17 protein-coding genes are annotated in these 18625 nt (G+C 67.1%); 12 read left to right on the top strand and 5 right to left on the bottom strand.

Going from position 1 to position 18625, the window contains the following annotated elements:
* Positions 1-3: 3 nt before the first annotated feature.
* From PV773_RS23870 to PV773_RS23845, 6 genes are all read left to right on the top strand, one after another.
* A complete protein-coding gene (locus PV773_RS23870; protein ID WP_347968761.1) occupies positions 4-3132 on the top strand; it encodes an efflux RND transporter permease subunit in 3129 nt (1042 codons plus the stop codon).
* A gap of 126 nt (positions 3133-3258) precedes the next feature.
* Positions 3259-3744 (top strand): MaoC family dehydratase, encoded by a 486-nt coding sequence (locus PV773_RS23865; RefSeq protein WP_347968760.1) that lies wholly within the window; start codon positions 3259-3261, stop codon positions 3742-3744.
* Between the two features lie 119 nt (positions 3745-3863).
* Positions 3864-4523, top strand: a complete 660-nt coding sequence (locus PV773_RS23860; RefSeq protein WP_347968759.1) for a TetR/AcrR family transcriptional regulator — start codon at positions 3864-3866, stop codon at positions 4521-4523.
* Positions 4524-4680: 157 nt separating this feature from the next.
* Positions 4681-4929 carry a DUF680 domain-containing protein gene (locus PV773_RS23855; RefSeq protein WP_347968758.1) on the top strand — a complete coding sequence of 83 codons (249 nt, stop codon included), beginning with the start codon at positions 4681-4683 and terminating at the stop codon, positions 4927-4929.
* A 220-nt stretch (positions 4930-5149) separates the two neighbouring features.
* Positions 5150-6133, top strand: a complete 984-nt coding sequence (locus tag PV773_RS23850) for a glycosyltransferase family 2 protein (protein WP_347968757.1) — start codon at positions 5150-5152, stop codon at positions 6131-6133.
* Entirely contained in the window at positions 6133-7206 is a 1074-nt protein-coding gene (locus PV773_RS23845) for a glycosyltransferase (protein ID WP_347968756.1), read from the top strand. Before PV773_RS23850 ends, PV773_RS23845 begins: the two co-directional genes overlap by 1 nt.
* Before the next feature lie 205 nt (positions 7207-7411).
* On the opposite strand, the gene PV773_RS23840 is transcribed toward PV773_RS23845, so the two are convergent.
* The 4 genes from PV773_RS23840 to PV773_RS23825 are packed head-to-tail and all read right to left on the bottom strand — an operon-like array spanning position 7412 to position 12599.
* Complete coding sequence (locus PV773_RS23840) at positions 7412-7963, bottom strand: sarcosine oxidase subunit gamma (RefSeq protein WP_347968755.1); 552 nt, start codon at positions 7961-7963, stop codon at positions 7412-7414.
* Positions 7956-10949, bottom strand: a complete 2994-nt coding sequence (locus PV773_RS23835; RefSeq protein ID WP_347968774.1) for a sarcosine oxidase subunit alpha — start codon at positions 10947-10949, stop codon at positions 7956-7958. The genes PV773_RS23840 and PV773_RS23835 overlap by 8 nt, the downstream gene beginning before the upstream one ends.
* Positions 10949-11329 carry a sarcosine oxidase subunit delta gene (locus tag PV773_RS23830; protein ID WP_347968754.1) on the bottom strand — a complete coding sequence of 127 codons (381 nt, stop codon included), beginning with the start codon at positions 11327-11329 and terminating at the stop codon, positions 10949-10951. The genes PV773_RS23835 and PV773_RS23830 overlap by 1 nt, the downstream gene beginning before the upstream one ends.
* Before the next feature lie 16 nt (positions 11330-11345).
* Positions 11346-12599: a sarcosine oxidase subunit beta gene (locus tag PV773_RS23825; RefSeq protein ID WP_347968753.1), complete on the bottom strand. Its 1254-nt coding sequence runs from the start codon at positions 12597-12599 to the stop codon at positions 11346-11348.
* Between the two features lie 223 nt (positions 12600-12822).
* On the opposite strand from PV773_RS23825, the gene PV773_RS23820 reads away from it, so the two are divergent.
* Entirely contained in the window at positions 12823-13581 is a 759-nt protein-coding gene (locus tag PV773_RS23820) for an SDR family oxidoreductase (protein WP_347968752.1), read from the top strand.
* Here the strand turns inward: PV773_RS23820 and PV773_RS23815 are convergent.
* Positions 13578-14792 carry an MFS transporter gene (locus tag PV773_RS23815; RefSeq protein ID WP_347968751.1) on the bottom strand — a complete coding sequence of 405 codons (1215 nt, stop codon included), beginning with the start codon at positions 14790-14792 and terminating at the stop codon, positions 13578-13580. The two genes, PV773_RS23820 and PV773_RS23815, sit on opposite strands and share 4 nt — an antisense overlap.
* A gap of 489 nt (positions 14793-15281) precedes the next feature.
* Here PV773_RS23815 and rpsU point away from each other — a divergent pair, with 489 nt between their 5' ends.
* From rpsU to PV773_RS23790, 5 genes are all read left to right on the top strand, one after another.
* Entirely contained in the window at positions 15282-15536 is a 255-nt protein-coding gene (gene rpsU / locus PV773_RS23810) for a 30S ribosomal protein S21 (RefSeq protein WP_340036576.1), read from the top strand.
* Between the two features lie 135 nt (positions 15537-15671).
* Entirely contained in the window at positions 15672-16523 is an 852-nt protein-coding gene (locus tag PV773_RS23805) for a tetratricopeptide repeat protein (protein ID WP_347968750.1), read from the top strand.
* Positions 16524-16633: 110 nt separating this feature from the next.
* Positions 16634-17113, top strand: coding sequence for a DUF992 domain-containing protein (locus tag PV773_RS23800; protein ID WP_347968749.1), 480 nt, complete (start codon positions 16634-16636; stop codon positions 17111-17113).
* A 228-nt stretch (positions 17114-17341) separates the two neighbouring features.
* The gene (locus tag PV773_RS23795) at positions 17342-17545 is read left to right on the top strand and encodes a hypothetical protein (RefSeq protein WP_347968748.1); all 204 of its coding nucleotides are present in this window, start codon (positions 17342-17344) and stop codon (positions 17543-17545) included.
* A gap of 107 nt (positions 17546-17652) precedes the next feature.
* On the top strand, positions 17653-18285 hold the full coding sequence (locus PV773_RS23790) for a LysE family translocator (RefSeq protein WP_347968747.1): 633 nt from the start codon (positions 17653-17655) through the stop codon (positions 18283-18285).
* The last annotated feature ends 340 nt before the right edge of the window (positions 18286-18625 follow it).

Below are 18625 nucleotides of genomic sequence, written 5' to 3'. Positions count from 1 at the left end.
GGCATGTCGGTGAGCCAGAACGAACAGGCCGAACAGGGCATTTCCGCGCTGATGGTGCGCCGGCCGGTGCTGGCGTTCGTCGTCAACGCGCTGATCACGGTGGCCGGCCTCGCCGCCTTCTACGGCGTCGAGGTGCGCGAGCTGCCGGACGTCGACAGGCCGGTGATCAGCGTGTCGACGACCTATTCCGACGCGGCCGCCGAGATCGTCGACCGCGAGGTGACGGCGGTGGTCGAGGGCGCCGCCGCCCGCGTCACCGGCGTGAAGGCAATCTCCTCGAGCTCGTCCTACGGCAACAGCCGGGTGACGGTGGAGTTCAACGACGGCGTCGATCTCAACGTCGCGGCCTCCGACATGCGCGACGCGGTCGGGCGCGTGACCAACAGCCTGCCCGACGACGCCGATGCGCCGCGCATCGTCAAGGCCGACGCCAATGCGGAAGCGGTGATGCGGCTGGCGGTCACCTCCGACACCATGCCGGTCGAGGACATGACCATCCTGGTCGAGGACCAGATCGTCGACGCGCTGGCCGCCGTCGACGGCGTCGCCGACGTCCAGGTCTACGGCGACCGCGCCAAGGTGTTCCGCGTCGACATCGACCAGTCGAAGGTTGCGAGCCTCGGCCTGACCCTCGGCGACATCTCGAACGCGCTCGCCACCGTCTCCTTCGACGCCCCGGCCGGCTCGCTGAACGTCGGCAACCAGGACATCATCGTGCGCGCCAGCGCCGCTGTGAACACGCCCGAAGCCTTCGAGAGCATCATCATCAACGGCAAGACGCGCCTCGGCGACGTCGCCAAGGTGACGCTCGGCGGCGATCCCGGCACGACCTCGCTGCGCTCCGACGGCAAGACCGGCATCGGCCTCGGCATCATCCGCCAGGCGCAGTCGAGCACGCTCGACATCTCCAAGGGCGTCCGCGCCGCGGCGGAACGGATCCAGCAGACCCTGCCGCAGGGCATGGCGATCCGGGTGACCAGCGACGACGCGACCTTCGTCAGGGGGGCCATCGACGAGGTCGAGATCGCGCTCGTGCTGGCGGTGACCATCGTGCTCGTGGTCATCTACCTGTTCCTGCACGACTGGCGCGCGACCCTGATCCCCGGCCTGGCGATGCCGGTGGCGATGATCGGCACCATCGCCGGCATCTATCTCGCCGGCTTCTCGGTCAATATCCTGACGCTTTTGGCGCTGGTGCTGGCGACGGGCCTCGTCGTCGACGACGCCATCGTCGTGCTCGAGAACGTCGTGCGCCGCCGCAACGAGGGCATGGGCCCGCGCGCCGCGGCCGTGCTCGGCACCCAGGAAGTGTTCTTCGCCGTCATGGCGACCACCGCGACGCTCGCGGCGGTGTTCATCCCGATCTCCTTCCTGCCCGGCCAGACCGGCGGCCTGTTCCGCGAGTTCGGCTTCGTGCTGGCGATCTCGGTGCTGCTGTCGTCGGTGGTGGCGCTGTCGCTGTGCCCGATGCTCGCCTCGCGCATGCTGACGCAGAAGAGCATCGACCACACGCAGTCGGGCATACTGAGCCGCATCGGCGGCAGGCTGGCGGCGACCTACAAGCGCTGCCTGCACGCCTGCCTCGACGCGCCGGCGATCGTCATTCTCGTCTCGGTGCTGTTCGCGGCGGCAGCATACTTCGCCTTCGGTGCGGTGCGCCAGGAACTGACGCCCAACGAGGACCGCTCGCTGATCATGCTCAGGGTCTCGGCCCCGCAGGGCGTCAGCCTCGACTACACCACCTCGCAGTTGCGCCGCATCGAGGCGCTGATCGAGCCGATACGCAAGTCCGGCGAGATCGAGAGCACCTTCGTCAGCGCCGGCATGGGCAACAGCAACAACAGCGGCTTCATGGTGCTGTCGCTGGCGCCGTGGGACAAACGTACCCGCAGCCAGCAGGACATCGCCGCCGACATCACCCAGCGCACCACCCAGGTGCCCGGCGTGCGCACCACCCTGATGCAGCCCAACAGCCTCGGCATCCGCGGCGCCGGCAGCGGCCTGCAGTTCGCGCTGATCGGCAACAGCTATGCGGAGCTTGGCGACGCGGCCGCCAAGGTGCTGGCCGAAATGGAGAAGGACCCGCGCTTCCGCCAGCCCCGCCTCTCGACCGAATCGACCCAGCCGCAGCTCTTCGTCACCATCGACCGCGAGCGCGCCTCCGATCTCGGCATCGACATCTCGGGACTTTCGCCCGCGCTGCAGGCGATGCTCGACGGCCGCAAGATCACCAGCGTCTTCATCGAGGACCGCTCCTACGACGTGAAGCTCGTGTCGACCACCAATCCGGTCAACGACTCGACCGACCTCGAGAACATCTTCGTCAGGGCCGGCGACGGCCGCTTCGTGCCGGTGTCGACCATCGCCTCGCTGAGCGAGCGGGCGGTGCCGCCGTCGCTGTCGCGCGAACAGCAGCAGCGCTCGGTGGCGATCACCTCGGGGCTGGCCCCCGACTTCGCCCTCGGCGACGCGCTGAAGCGGGTCGAGGAGATCTCGGGACCGCTGCTTCCTGCCGGAAGCCGGTTGCTGCCGCTCGCCGAGGCGGCGACGCTGGACGAAACCAGCGGCAGCATGCTCACCATCTTCGGCTTCGCCCTCGTCATCATCCTGCTTGTGCTGGCGGCCCAGTTCGAGAGCTTCGTTTCAGCCATCATCATCATGGCGACGGTGCCGCTGGGGCTCGCCTGCGCCGTCTTCGCGCTGATCCTGACCGGCACCTCGCTCAACGCCTACAGCCAGATCGGCCTGGTGCTGCTGGTGGGCGTCATGGCCAAGAACGGCATCCTGGTGGTGGAATTCGCCAACCAGCTGCGCGACCGCGGCATGGGCGTGCGGCAGGCGATCGAGCAGGCGGCGACCATCCGCCTGCGCCCGGTGATGATGACGATGATCTGCACCGTGCTCGGCGGCCTGCCGCTGGTGCTGGCCAAGGGCGCCGGCGCCGAGGCCCGCATCGCGCTCGGCTGGGTCATCGTCGGCGGCCTCGGTCTCGCCACGCTCTCGACCCTGTTCCTCACCCCCGTTGCCTATCTGCTGCTCGGCCGTTTCATCACGCCCAAGGTGGCGGAGGAAACGCGGCTCAAGCGCGAACTCGAGGAAGCGGCCTATACGGGCGTGGAACCCGCGGAATAGTTCATGGATTTTACCGGTCGATGCGCGACATATTTGCCGCGCAAGCGATGACACGGGGCCTTCCATTTTGTATCAGTCCTCGCAATCAGCGCGGGGCTTCAGATTTATTTGTCAGGACGGGACGCCATGGGCCTGAAACCGATCACGATGGACGAACTTGAGGCGAGCCTGGGAAGGGAAGTCGGCGTTTCGCCCTGGCGCACCGTCACCCAGCGGATGATCGACCAGTTCGCCGACGCCACCGACGACCACCAGTTCATCCATTGCGACCCCGACCGGGCGGCGGCCGAAACGCCTTTCGGCGGCACCATCGCGCACGGCTTCCTGACGCTGTCGCTGCTCTCGGCGATGACCTACGAGACGCTGCCCCCGGTCGAGGGCGGCAGCATGGGCATCAACCAGGGCTTCGAGGAGCTGAAGTTCGTCGCGCCCGTCAAGACCGGCTCGCGCATCCGCACCCGTTTCGTGCTGTCCGGCCTCAAGATCCGTCCCTCGGGCTGGATCCAGGCAACGCATGACGTGACCATCGAGATCGAGAACTCGAAGAAGCCGGCGCTGACCGCCCGCTGGCTGACGATGACCTTCGTCGAACCCAAGCGCGAGACCGCCTGAGCCCCCTCGCCTGCCCGGCGCAGTTCCGGCCGGCGCGCATTGTCTAGTACGGACGAGCTATGGCCGCTGCCTTGCCGCCCGTTGGACCCGGATATAGAATTTTCCCCTCGAGTGGGTGAATGGTAGGCGTAGACGTGCCGAGCAGTGCCGCAAACCGACGTGAGCTCCAGCGGGCCGAACTGAGGGCCGAACTGGTGGCAGCAGCTCACGCGCTGGTGCGCGAAGAAGGCTACGAAGGCCTCACCATACGCAAGCTCGCCACCAAGGTCGGCTATGCGCCGATGTCGGTCTACTCATACTTCGCCGACAAGCAAGAGATCCTGATGGCGCTTGCCGAGGATGCCTTCGCCGACCTGGCTCGGCGGATGCGCCGCAACCGGCCGGACGACCCGCTCGAGGCGGTGCGCGCAGCGCTCACCGAATATGCCGCGTTCGGACTCGACAACCCGAACGAATACCGCACCGTGTTCATGACCGAAAAGCAGAAGCCGCCGGTCGGAAAGACCTTCGCCGAGATGGAAAGCGGCAACCCGGCGTTCCAAGTGATCATGGAACGTGTCGAGGCCTGCATCTCGGCGGGCAGATTGAAGGGCGACGCCCGCGCCATGGCCACGGTACTGTGGACCGTGGCGCATGGGGCGATCTCGCTGCTGATCACGTTTCCCTTCTATCCGTTCGGCGATCCCAAAGCCTATGTGATGCGAATTGGCGATCTCGCCCTTGCCGGACTTGCGGCAAGCGAGTCCGTGCCACTCACCGACGAACCCGGCCGCTGTTAGGGGGCTCACCTCTTGGGGCCAGGCCGCGCCGGGCAGCATTCAGTGCCTGAACGATGATAAATCCGTACGCGTACGCCGATACCTCTTGCAATACGCAGGATGCGGTCGTATCTGTAAGGCATTCCGTACATGTACGAACTCAATCTTACGGAGATGCATGATGAGACGGACAGTTCTGGCGCTCGCGGCGATGCTCGCCGCGACCGGCATGGTGACGGCAAAGGATGCTCGGACGCCGAGGCCGCAGGCGCCCGCAGCCTGCAGCGATAACGGCCAGAAGCTCGACTGCACGCCCACCGGATCGATCAAGGACCGGGGACCGCATACGACCGACAGCATCAGCGCGCCGCAGACGCCGCGGATGGGCATAGACGTCAATCCCTGGATCGTGCCGACGTTCAACTGATGCAGCAACCGACAGGTGAGCGCCCTTGAAACAATTGGATTGCTAAATTAGAAGCCGCCCATATGGGCGGCTTTTTCTTTGCTCGGGGCTGGGGGCAGCACGAAGGGCGGATGTAACCTTGACGTAACCGGCGCGGCCCGTTCGGCCGTGTCGACGGCGTCAAGCCGTTACTCCCTCCGGTCTACTCCGGTCCCGGGCAGCAATCGGGGCTCGGGGGAGCATGCACGGTCCGACGATCATTATCGAGATGGAGAACGCGCGGCAGGTGCACTGGGAGGAGGTGCGCGCGATCCTGACTGAATTGACCAGCCAGATCGACGCGCTGTCGGCCACGGGACGACTGGCGAGGCCGCAGGTGGTGTTCTCGCAGGCGGGCAGCCCCGCCGACACGGCCATGCTCGCAGCCGGCATCAGGGCACAGGCTCCCCGCCTCGCACAGATCGCCGACCTCGACTGCATATCGGTGCCGGACGGCCGCTACTACGAACTCAAGAACGAAGCCGTGAAGGTGGCGCGCGGAGACCCGGTCATCTTTCTCGATTCCGACGCGCTGCCCGGGCCGCGCTGGCTTGAAACCATCCTGGCGCCGTTCGAATCCGGCGAAACGACCATCGTCAACGGCTACACTTACCTGGAGAGTTCGGATTTCGTGTCCCGGACCTTCGCGCTGATCTGGTTCTTCCCGCTCCGCCACGGCGACGGCAAGTTCGCGGCCAAGCGCGCGCTGAACCTGAACAACAGCGCATTCCGGCGGCATGTCCTGGAAGAGACCCCGATTCCTTACAGCAACGGCTTCAAGGTTTCCTGCACGCTGCTGATGGATAGGCTCGGCCGGGCCGGGCACCAATTGCTCAGGACCAACGCGATGGTTTGCCACCCCGCACCCAAGGGCCTTCGCTTTTTCCTGTGGCGAGCCCTGGTCACCGGCCGCGATGCGGACCGCAAATACTCGGCCCGGCAGTCTTCCGCGAGATCGAAACGGGTGCGGCATGCGCTCAGCCGCTGGTTCACCACGATGTGGCGGACGACCAGGAGGGTCTTCGGCAACGCCCACAAGACCGGCATGCCGGCATGGCAGACGCCTTTCGCCTGGATGGCCGGCCTGGCCTTCTACAACCTGGCGACGCTGGCGCAGATCGCCCAGGCGGCCGGTGTGACCGCCGATCGCGTGGAGTACGTCCCGGACTACGTGGAGCACAGCTGATGCAGGCGCCGCGCATCTCCGTCATCACGCCGACCCATAATCGGCGCGAGCATCTGCTGCGTGCCGTGGCCAGCGTGGCGGCCCAGACGGAGACATGCTTCGAGCACATCGTCGTCGACGACGGCTCGACCGACGGCACCGACGCCGCCATGGCCCGGCTTGACGACCCCAGGCTCACCTATGTCCGCCTCGACAAATGGGGCGGCGCCAATGCGGCGCGCAACCGCGGCATCGAAATGGCGCGGGCGCCGCTCCTGACCTTTCTCGATTCGGACGACGAGTTCCTGCCGCACAGGCTGCGTTCGACGCTGGCGCTGTTCGATGCCGACCCCAGCCTTTCCCTGGCGATCAGTTCGTTCGATACGATCAAGGCGGGCAAGACGACCTCCAGCGTCAACGCGCCCGGCATGATCGCGGCCGGGATGCTGGAGCGGGCGCTGATCGCCCAGATCCTGTTCATCGCAGGTTCTGCGATCACGGTGCGCAAGCAGGCCAGCCTGTCGGTCGGCGGTTTCGATCCCGACCTGATGCGCCTGCAGGATCGCGAGTTCCTGCTCAGACTCTCAAGGTACAGCGGTGCCCTCTTCACCGCGGAACCGGACTGGCGGAAACACGCTTCGCCGGGCTCGATATCGGGCCGGCCGGTCGGCTACGTCAAAGCCTATGGGGAGATGCTGGCCAAGAACCGCTACATACGCGAGCAGCATCCTGAGATGGTGAAGTACCTGATCGCGCGGCGCATCGTCGAACAGGTGCTGCGCGGGCGGCTTTCGGTCGCCGTCGAGGAGCACCGCACCAACAGGGCCTCGCCAGTGCTCGGCTTTTCGGCGCTCGAGCTCGTGCGCGGCTATCGCGGGGGCAAGCGCCAGCGCAGCCTCGTCAGGCGCGAACTGGCAGCCGCGATGCAGGCTCAATCAACGTCGCTGGCCTTGTCGCGGGCGGATCTCTTGCCCGGTGCAGTGTCTTTCTCGCCGGCCGGCTTGACCGGCGCGCCGGGGATGGAGGTCACGGTGACGGACACCGGGTCGCTCGCCGGGAAGCTGTCCTCCAGGCCTTCGTCCAGCTCCTGCTGAAGCACCTGCTGGTCCTTCGGCCGCTCGTCGCTGCGTCGGGCGCGGCGCTGGCGCCGGTTCTGGACGCGGCCGGCATTCGGCTGTGAAACATTGGGCATTCTTGCTCGTCCTCATTGCTCTGAACGGGACGATGAAACGCGCGCCTCGGCCCGGAGGTTCCGGTCCAAGGCGGCGCAGCAGATGTCGGGAATGGCGGGCGGAGCGCTCAGCCGGCGTCGCGCGCGGCCTCCGACAGGAAGCCCCAGACATAGTCCGAGAACGAGCGCCAGCACTCGACGCGGAAGGCGTCCTCGGCCGTGCGCAGGACTACGATCTCGACCTTGCCGAGGATGGTGCGCGAGGCCGCACCCACCGGGAAGGCAGCAAGCGACAAGTCCTGCGGGCAGCCGGAGCTGAGCGTGACGGCCGCGTTCGGACCGGTCACGGCGATCGCCACGTTGCGGTGGGAGACGTCGACCGCCGAATGCAGGCCAGTGACCGAGCCGCAGTCGGCGACCGGGTCGCCGCCGGCCTCGTCGATGACCAGCCATTCATCCGGGCCGAGCCAGAGCACGGTGCGGCCGGCCTTGGCGGCCGACGACTTGGGCTTCTGCGGCAGGGTCAGGCCGAGCGCCTTGGAAAGGGCTGCGACCGCATCCGGGCGGGCGCGCAGCGACATGCGGCTCGCCGGCTCCAGCACCTTGAGCGACACGCCCTGCCCGCCGACGCTCTTGCCGGCGTGGGCCGGGTTCCTGACGGCTGTTACGACCTTAGCCATTGAGGCGCTCTCCCTTCTCGTCGAAGAACACGGTGCCGGTGACTTCCACTTCGATCACCCGGTCGGGCATCGGCACGTAGAGCGTCTCGCCGATGCGGTCGCGGCCGCCGGCCACCAGCGCCATGGCGATCGAGCGGCCACAATTCTCGGACCAGTAGCTCGACGTCACGTGGCCGATCATCTTCATCGGGATAGCCTGCTTGGGATTCTCGACGATCTGCGCACCCTCTTCCAGCACCGTCGCCGGTTCCCGGGTCCTGAGGCCGACGAGCTGCTTGCGGCCCTTGGCGACGAGATCTGGCCGCGCCATGCCGCGGATGCCGACGAAGTCGGCCTTCTTCTTGCCGACCGCCCAGTCGAGCCCGGCGTCGTTGGGCGTGACCGTGCCGTCGGTGTCCTGGCCGACGATGATGTAGCCCTTCTCGGCGCGCAGCACGTGCATCGTCTCGGTGCCGTAGGCACAGGCGCCGTGCTTCTCGCCCTCGGCCCACAGCGCCTCCCAGACGGCGCGACCGTAGTCGGCCGGCACGTTGACCTCGAAGCCGCGGTCGCCGGTGAACGACATGCGGAACAGCCGGGTGGGCACGCCGCAGATCTTGCCCTCGCGCACCGACATGTGCGGCATGGCCGCGTCGGAGAGGTCGATGCCCTCAACCAGCGGTTCGATGATCTTGCGCGAGTTCGGCCCCTGGACGGCGATCACCGCCCACTGCTCGGAGACCGAGGTCAGCCAGACGTCGAGATGCGGGAACTCGGTCTGGAGGTAGTCCTCCATGTGGTGCATGACGCGGGCAGCACCGCCGGTGGTCGTGGTGACGTGGAAACGGTCCTGGGCAAGACGTCCCACCACGCCGTCGTCGTAGATGAAGCCGTCCTCGCGCAGCATGATGCCATAGCGGCAGCGGCCGACCTCGAGCTTCTCCCACGGGTTGGTGTAGAGCAGCTCCATGAATTTGGCGGCATCCGGGCCGACCACTTCGATCTTGCCGAGGGTGGAGGCATCGAACAGGCCGGCGGTCTTGCGCACCGTCACGCATTCGCGGTTGACGGCCGCATGCATGTCCTCGCCCGAGCGCGGGAAGTACCAGGCGCGCTTCCACTGGCCGACGTCCTCGAACACCGCACCGTGGGCCTCGGCCCAGGCGTGCGTCGGGGTCTTGCGCGTCGGGTCGAACAGCGCGTGGCGCGAGTGGTTGACGATGGCGCCGAAGGTCACCGGCGTGTAGGGCGCGCGGAAGGTGGTGAGGCCGACCTCGGGGATGTCCTTGTTGAGCGCCTCGGCGGCGATGGCGAGACCGTGCATGTTGGAGGTCTTGCCCTGGTCGGTGGCCATGCCGTTGGTGGTGAAGCGCTTGACGTGCTCGATCGAGCGCATGCCCTCGCGCACCGCCTGGCGGATGTCCTTGGCGGTGACGTCGTTCTGGAAGTCGACGAAGGCCTTGACCGTGGTCTCGGCGCCGGCGCCCGGGCCGGAGCCGAGCATACCGCCGGTCCAGCCTTCCGAACCCTCGACCTTGATCGCAACGCCCCTGGCCGACTTGGCGCCGGCCTCGCGGGCAGCGTTGGCACCGGCTTCGAGCGCCTGGGCGATGCTGTCCTCGAGCGAATCCGAGCCGTTGCAGGCGCCGACCGAGACGCAGTCCTGGGCATAGGTGCCGGGCAGGAAGCGGCGGGTGTCGGCGTCGAAGGCGACCTTGCCGCGCGACTGCGAGAACATGTGCACCGACGGCGTCCAGCCGGCCGACATCAGCACCGCGTCGCAGGTAATCGTGCGCTCGGCGCCGCCCGCCTTGGCCTGGACGACCATGGAGGTGACGCGCTGGCGGCCATTGACGGAGGTGACGGCGCGGCCGTGGTTGACCTCGATGCCGAGCGCGCGCGCCTCGTCGACCAGCGGGCCGGCCGGGTTGTCGCGCAGGTCGACGATGGCCGCGATGCCGACACCGGCCTTCTTGAGGTCGACGGCGGCCGCATAGGCGGAGTCATTGGCGGTGTAGACGCCGACATTGCGGCCGACGGCGACGCCGTAGTGGTTGAGGAAGGTGCGCGCCGCCGACGCCAGCATGACGCCGGGGCGGTCGTTGTTGGCGAACACCATGTGGCGCTCGATGGCGCCGGTGGCGATGACCACGCGCCTGGCGCGGACCTGCCACAGCCGCTCGCGCGGCGCCTCGCGGCCCGGATCGGCGAGATGGTCGGTGACGCGCTCGGTGAGGCCGACGAAGTTCTGCGCGTAGTAGCCGAAGGCCGTGGTGCGCGACAGCACCGTGACGTTGTCCATGGCGGCGAGCCTGGCAACCGCGCCTTGCGCCCACGCCCAGCCGTCCTGGCCGTCGATGACCGCGCCCTTCTCGAAGCGCAGCGCGCCGCCGAATTCGGCCTGCTCGTCGCAGATGATGACGCGAACGCCGGTTTCGGCCGCGGCAAGGGCGGCTGCGATGCCGGCGGCACCGCCGCCGAGCACCAGCACCTCGCAATGGGCGTAGCGCGCCGAATAATGGTCTGGATCGGGCTGGTCGGGTGCCACGCCGAGGCCGGCCGCGGAGCGGATGTTGGGTTCGTAGAAGTTCTTCCAGGCGGCCTTCGGCCACATGAAGGTCTTGTAGTAGAAGCCGGCCGAGAAGAACGGCGAGGCGAGGTCGTTGACCGCGCCGACGTCAAAGGAAAGCGACGGCCAGCGGTTCTGCGAGGCGACGTCGAGCCCGTCATAGAGCTCCTGCACGGTGGCGCGCACGTTGGACGTCTTGCGCGCGGCGTCGCGGCTGACGGTGACCAGCGCGTTGGGCTCCTCGGCGCCGGCCGACAGGATGCCGCGCGGGCGGTGGTACTTGAACGAGCGGCCGACGAGATGCACGCCGTTGGCGAGCAGCGCCGAGGCGACGGTATCGCCGGCCAGCCCGGTCATCGCCTTGCCGTCGAAGGTGAAGCGCGCGGTCTTCGCCGGCGTCAGGCGGCCCTGGCCGGAAATGCGGTAGGAACCGGCCATCATGCCTCTCCCTTGGTCGAGCGCTTGCTGGTGGGTTTTTCGTTGAGCTGGTCCGGCGGGCGGTTGGCCCAGGCGGCGGGCCCGCCCTCGGCGGAGAGCTTCGAGACGTCGGGCCTCGGCTCGCCGGCCTTGTAGGTCAGCATGAACTTGTCCGAGACCGAGTCGCGCACCGCGTTGAAGAAGCGGGCGCAGCCATGGACGTGGCGCCAGCGCTCGAAGGTGACGCCCTTGGGGTTCGAACGGATGAAGAAGAACTTCTCGAAGTCCTCGTCGCTGATCGCGGCGATGTCGGTCGGCCGGGCGACATGGGCCTCGCCGGCGTTGCGGAACTCGAGCTCGGGGCGCTCTTCCTCGCAATAGGGGCAATGGATCAGGAGCATTTTTCCCTCGCTGAATTCAGTGCGCCACGGCGGCGGCTGCCGCCTCGTCGATCAGGCGGCCGGTGCGGAAGCGCTCCAGCGTGAACGGCGCGTTGATCGGGTGCGGCTCGTCGCGGGCGATGGTGTGGGCAAAGACGTTGCCCGAGCCGGGCGTCGCCTTGAAACCGCCGGTCCCCCAGCCGCAATTGACGTAGAGCCCCTTCACGGGCGTCTTGGCCAGGATCGGCGAGCGGTCCGGCGTGACGTCGACGATGCCGCCCCAGGAACGCAGCATCTTCATGCGCGTGAACATGGGGAACATCTCGCAGATGGCGTCGAGCGTGTGGTTGATGATGTGCAGGCCGCCGGTCTGCGAATAGGAGGTGTACTGGTCGGTGCCGGCGCCGATGACCAGTTCGCCCTTGTCGGACTGCGAGATGTAGGCATGCACCGTGTTGGACATGACCACGCAGGGGAACACCGGCTTGACCGGCTCGGACACCAACGCCTGCAGCGGATAGCTTTCGAGCGGCATGCGCACGCCGGCCATGTCCATGATGACCGAGGTGTGGCCGGCGGCGACGACGCCGACCTTCTTGGCGCCGATGAAGCCCTTGGAGGTCTCGACGCCGGAGACGCGGCCGTCGGCGGTGCGACGCACGCCGGTGACCTCGCAGTTCTGGATGATGTGGACGCCGCGGTCGGAGGCGCCGCGGGCATAGCCCCAGGCGACGGCGTCGTGGCGGGCGGTGCCGCCGCGGCGCTGCAGCGTCGCCCCCACCACCGGGTAGCGGGCATTGGCCGAGATGTTGAGCGGCGGGCAGTAGGCCTTGGCTTCCTCGGGCGTCAGCCACTCGTTGTCGATGCCGTTGAGGCGGTTGGCATGCACGTGACGCTTCAGCACCTGCACGTCGTGCACGTTGTGCGCCAGCATCATGACGCCGCGCGCCGAATACATGACGTTGTAGTTGAGGTCCTGGCTGAGCCCGTCCCACAGCTTCACGGCGTGGTCGTAGATGCCGGCCGATTCGTCATAGAGGTAGTTGGAGCGGATGATGGTGGTGTTGCGGCCGGTGTTGCCGCCGCCGAGCCAGCCCTTCTCCAGCACTGCCACGTTGGTGATGCCGTGCTCCTTGGCCAGGTAATAGGCCGTGGCGAGGCCGTGGCCGCCGGCACCGACGATGATGACGTCGTATTCGCTCTTCGGTTCGGGCGAGGACCATTGCTCCTCCCAGCCCTTGTGGCCGCGCATCGCCTCCCGGGCTATGGCAAAAACCGAATATTTCCGCATTTTTTCAGGGCCTCGCAGATGCCGGAAGCGTCAGAGCGCGAGGTGTAGCACTAGCGAAAAGCTGATGTCACCCTTGCCCTGTTTGCGACGGTGTCTGCCGTTTTGCACCGCCTGTTTGCGACACCCCATTGTGCCGCAGGTATCGGGTGGTTTGCCGCGTGCCGAATTGCGACCTGTAGGCCAGCGCCGGATGCCTCCGGCCAAGCGTCCACAGGAGCCTGATATGTTCGAACTGAATGGAAAAGTCGCTATCGTGACCGGAGCGAGCTCCGGCATCGGCCGCGAGACGGCAAAGCTTTTTGCCCGGCAGGGCGCGAGCCTGGTGCTGGCCGCACGCGGCGCTGCCGGCCTCGAAGCACTGGCCGAGGAAATCCGCGCCGACGGTGGCGAAGCGGCGGCCCTTGCCGGCGACGTGAGGGAAGAGGGATTTGCCCGCGCCCTGGTCGAGCTTGCCGAGAGCGAGTTCGGCGGCCTCGACATCGCCTTCAACAATGTCGGCCTCGTCGGCGCGATGGGCCCGATCACCGAGCTGGAACTGGCAGGCTGGACGGAGGTCATGGAGACCAACCTGACCAGCGCCTATCTCGGCGCCAAGCACCAGATCCCGGCAATGCTGGAGCGTGGGGGCGGCTCGCTGATCTTCACCTCGACCTTCGTCGGCTACACCGCGGGCTTGCCGGGCATGGCCGCCTATGCGGCGAGCAAGGCCGGGTTGATCGGCCTGACCCAGGTGCTGGCGGCGGAATATGGCTCGCGCGGCATCCGCGTCAACGCGCTTTTGCCCGGCGGCACCGACACGCCGATGGCGACCTTCAGGACCGCCGACGAGCGCGCCTTCGTCGAGGGGCTGCATGCGCTGAAGCGCATCGCCCGCCCCGAGGAGATCGCCCGCTCGGCGCTCTACCTCGCCTCGGAAGCCTCGAGCTTCACCACGGGTGCCGCCCTGCTCGCCGATGGCGGGGTGTCGATCAACCGGCTCTAGACGGCAGCGGCGCGCGCGGCCTTCATGTTCGGCAGGAAGATGGTCAGCAGGCCCAGCATCGGCAGGAACGAGCAGAGCTTGAAGACATATTCGATGCCGCGCACGTCGGCCACCACGCCCAGCACGGCGGCGGCGATGCCGCCGATACCGAAGGCGAAGCCGAAGAAGATGCCGGCGATCATGCCGACGCGGCCCGGCACCAGTTCCTGCGCGAAGACGACGATGGCCGAGAAGGCCGAGGCGAGGACCAGGCCGATCACCACCGTCAGCACCTTGGTCCAGAACAGGTCGGCATAGGGCAGCATGAGCGTGAAGGGCAGCACGCCGAGGATCGAGAACCAGATCACGGTCTTGGCGCCGAAGCGGTCGCCGATCGGGCCGCCGAGGAAGGTGCCGAGGGCGGCCGAGCCGAGGAACAGGAACAGCAGATATTGCGATTCCTGCACCGACACGCCGAACCTCTCGATGACGTAGAAGGTGTAGAAGCTCGACAGGCTGGCCGTGTAGGCCTGCTTGGAAAGGACGAGGATGGCGAGGACGACGAGCGCCGACTGCACCTTTCGGCGCGGCAGCGGATTGAACAGCGTGGGTGCCGCGCGCTTGGCGGCGGTGGCGATGTGGCGGCTGTACCAGACGCTGACGCGGACGAGCACGACGATGCCGACCATGGCGGCGATGGAGAACCAGGCGATGCCGCCCTGCCCCAGAGGCACGACGATGAAGGCGGCCAGCAGCGGCCCGAGCGCCGAGCCGAAATTGCCGCCCACCTGGAACAGCGACTGCGCCAGGCCGAAGCGCCCGCCGGAGGCAAGCCGTGCCACGCGCGACGATTCAGGATGGAAGATGGCGGAGCCGAGGCCGACGAAGGCCGCGCCGACCAAGAGCATTTCATAGCTGCGGCCAAAGGCCAGGGTGAGCAGGCCGACGAGCGTCAGGCACATGCCGAACGGCAGTGAGAACGGCAGCGGCTTCTTGTCGGTGTACATGCCGATCACCGGCTGCAGCAGCGACGCCGTGACCTGGAAGGTCGTGGTCAAGAGGCCGATCTGCCAGAAGTCGAGCCGGTAGTCCGTCTTCAGCATCGGATAGAGCGACGAGATCAGCGACTGCATGACGTCGTTGAGGAAGTGGCTGAAGCTGACCGCGAGCAGGATGGCGAACACCGTTCCCTGGGCACTGGACGATCGGGCGGGCAAGGCGGTGTCGGTCACGGCGCAACTCCGGGCGGCATTCTCGGCGGACAGGTTGCAATAGACCTGCCGAAAGGCGCTTTCATGGTGCACGCTGCGGTACTGTGCGGTCCAGCTCTGAGCCCCGATTTCCGTGCGCCAGGGCAAAACCGCCCCGGGCGTGATGCCGTAGCGGCGCGGAAGCGGCGGGTCATGGGGCACTGGTCGGCTAAGTCGGCGGCCGCAGCGGCCTCCCGTTTCGCCCTTCGCCTGCGCCATGCGCAGCAACTTCGTCGAAGGCCTTGCATGGCGGATACGAAGATGAGAGAGGCTTGGGCCGCAAGCCTGGCTGGCGCGAAGCCATGCCTCCGCCCGCCGTTTCGCACAGGCCGCGCAAATGCCGCTTTGCAGTGGACAAGCGGCCCCGATTCTGCTATCAGCCGCCCACAAATTCGCGGTGAAGCCCATCGCGGAGGCGTTTTGGCTATTGCCGGAGCCTTCAGATTTCGAACACGAAAGACAGGATCACACGTGCAGGTACTCGTCCGCGACAACAATGTTGACCAGGCGCTTCGCGCGCTGAAGAAGAAAATGCAGCGCGAAGGCATCTTCCGTGAAATGAAGATGCGCGGTCACTACGAGAAGCCGTCCGAGAAGCGCGCCCGCGAGAAGGCCGAAGCCGTCCGCCGCGCCCGCAAGCTGGCCCGCAAGCGCGCCCAGCGTGAAGGCCTGCTGCCGAGCACCCCGCGTCCGGCTCCTGCCGCCGGTGCCCGTCCGGCGCGTTGATCCGCCAATTTTTGGTCCTTTTCGAAGGATAACGACGAGGTGGGGCGACTAGACATCGCCGCCACCTTTTTGTTTTGTCCGGATTCCTGCCGGACGCCGCGCCAACTGCCGGGGCGCAAGCGAGGGACGCCAGCGATGAATGCAGTCATGAGCAGCCGCATGTCTTCAATGCGCGGAGGCGCAGTGACGGCTCTCGTGCTTGTGGCGCTGGCCGCCGCCGGCTGCCAGTCCTCATCCGGCCCGGCCGGCGAACTGACCCGGATCGACACCGCGCAGGGCTCGGCCGAGAACATCGCCTCGCTGAGCTCGGTGATCTCGAGCAATCCGAACGATCCCGAGACCTACAACGTGCGCGGCTCGGCCTATGGCCGCGGCGGCAAGTACCGCGAGGCGCTGCAGGATTTCGACCGGGCGCTGCAGCTCAACCCGAACTTCTACCAGGCCTATTCCAACCGCGCGCTGATCCACCGCTTCATGGGCGACCAGACCGCTGCGCTGGCGGACTACAACAAGGCCATCCAGCTGAACGATTCCTACGACGCGGCCTATATCGGCCGCGGCAACCTGTACCGCAAGGCCGGCCGCACCCAGGACGCCTTCAACGACTTCCAGAAGGCGATCCAGCTCGACACCACCGACCCGCGCGCCTACCATAATCGCGGCCTGATCTACCAGCAGCAGGGCCAGCACGCCTTCGCCATCGAGGATTTCTCCAAGGCGATCTCGCTGGCCCCGGACTCGGCCGAACCCTACAATGGCCGCGGCCTCTCCTACCTCGCCACCAACGACGAGGACAATGCCTTCGCCGACTTCAACATGGCGATCAAGCTCGACGGCAAGATCGCCGAGAGCTGGGCCAACCAGGCGCTGATCTACGAGCGCCGCGGCGACAAGGCCAAGGCCGCCAAGTCCTACGCCGAGGCAGTCCGGCTGGACCCGACCTACAAGCCGGCGGTCGACGGCTTGGCGCGCACGCGCGGCGCCTGAGGCGCTTCGGCGGCCTGGCCTGCCGCCCCGCCATCCCGCTGTGGCCAGGCCGCCCCTGCGGAACCTTTCGACGGCGAACCGGTTGCTATTGCCGTGAAAGGAGACCAGCCATGAAACAACTGCTGCTTGCCGCAGTGGCGCTTCTGCCGCTCTCGCTGCCGGCCCACGCCCAGTTCGGCGCGAAGCTGGGCGTGCTCACCTGCACGGTCGACGGCGGCGCCGGCTTCGTCGTCGGGTCGAGCAAGGACATGCACTGCACCTTCAAGCCGTCGTTCGGCAACCGCGCGCCGGATAGCTATTCGGGCCGGATCAACAAATACGGCATCGATATCGGCACCACGTCTGGCGCGGTCATGCAATGGCTGGTGCTGGCCCCCAGCAAGGACGTCTACGCCCCCGACGTGCTGGCCGGCAATTATGTCGGCGCCAGCGCCGAGGCCACCGTGGCGGTGGGCCTCGGGGCAAATGTGCTTGTCGGCGGATCGAGCCGCTCGATCGCGCTCCAGCCGCTCAGCGTCCAGGCCCAGACCGGCCTCAACATGGCGCTCGCCGTCGGCGCGCTGCAATTGGTGAGTGCCGCGGCCAAGTAGCCGCAGGCGGCCGGGATCCACCAGGACCTGACACCCGTCGCACCGGCGCCCGCGCGCTGGTGCGGCAAACGCCTGTTTTGCCGCACGCCGCTTGCAATCGGCGGCCAAAACCGCAAATATCAGCCATCTCAGATGTACGTGGGCTCCGTCGAGGAAGGAGCAGTTCATCCGGCCTGAGCGGCGCGTCGATGCTTCGGCGCGCGCATGCTGGCGCGGCGGGTGAACATCATGCGGTACCGGGAAGTTCAGGACCGGCTTCGAACCATCGGCATTCTGATCAGCAAGCGCGGCAACAGGATCCGCGTCAACCATTTCGGCGGCATCGAAGACACCGCCTACTACACCGACAGCCTCGACGACGCGCTCGCCGCCGGCATGAAGATGGCACGGCCTGACCATCTCCCGCGCAGCTGGTGCTCGTACCGCCGCTGACAGTACTGCCGCAATCGCTGCCACCGTCCTGCCCCTTTCGCCAACGTCCGTTCCGAGGCATAGCTGCGGGCCTCAGGTCGGCGACCTGTTTCGCTCGAGGGGGAGCCATGCCTGACACGGCCAATCTGATTGCTTTCGCCGCCATTGCGCTCGGCATGGTGCTGACGCCTGGCCCCAACATGATCTACCTGGTGTCGCGTTCGCTCAGCCAAGGCCCCAGGGCCGGGCTGATCTCGCTCGGCGGCGTGGCGCTCGGTTTCGTCGTCTACATGCTGTGCGCGGCCTTCGGCATCACCGCGCTGGTGCTTGCAGTCCCTTACGCCTATGACGCGATCCGCTTCGCCGGCGCCGCCTATCTCCTGTGGCTGGCGTGGCAGGCGATCCGCCCCGGCGGCCGCTCGCCGTTCCATGTCCGCGAGCTGCCCAGGGACAGGCCGCGCAAGCTGTTCGCCATGGGCTTCTTCACCAACCTGCTCAACCCCAAGGTCGCGGTGCTCTACCTGTCGCTGCTGCCGCAGTTCATCGATCCGGCAGCAGGCAGCGTGCTGACGCAGCTTCTGGTGCTCGGCTCGATCCAGATTTGCATCAGCGTTTCGGTGAACACGATCATTGCGCTCACCGCAGGGTCGATCTCGCGGTTCCTGAGCGGCAACCCCGGCTGGCTGAAAATCCAGCGCTGGCTGATGGGCACGGTGCTGGCCGGGCTTGCGGTGAGGATGGCGACGGAAGCGCAGCGGTAGCAGATCCCCTTCGCCCCTTTGTGGGTGTTTGGACCGGGGACATCGCGAACAGGTGTGAGAAGACACCCCCACCCTTTATCCCTCCCCACAAGGGGGAGGGAGTCGCCGGCGCGGCCGCTTGTCCCTTCTCCCCGCCTGCGGGGAGAAGGTGCCGGCAGGCGGATGAGGGGCAGCGCGACGACGCATGTCGGCGCAGCAACAAGCGTCCCCCAACGCAAAAAGCCCGGCGCGAGCCGGGCTTTTGTCTGCCGTGCGTTGTCGGCGTGGCGTTGGCCGAGCGCTTGGCTCAGTGGTCCATGGCCTTGACGATTTCCTCGGTCATCTTCTTGGCGTCGCCGAG

It is taken from the genome of Mesorhizobium sp. CC13, from assembly GCF_039907765.1.
Taxonomy (GTDB): Bacteria; Pseudomonadota; Alphaproteobacteria; order Rhizobiales; family Rhizobiaceae; genus Aminobacter.
This window is presented reverse-complemented; position numbering and strand designations above follow the sequence as displayed.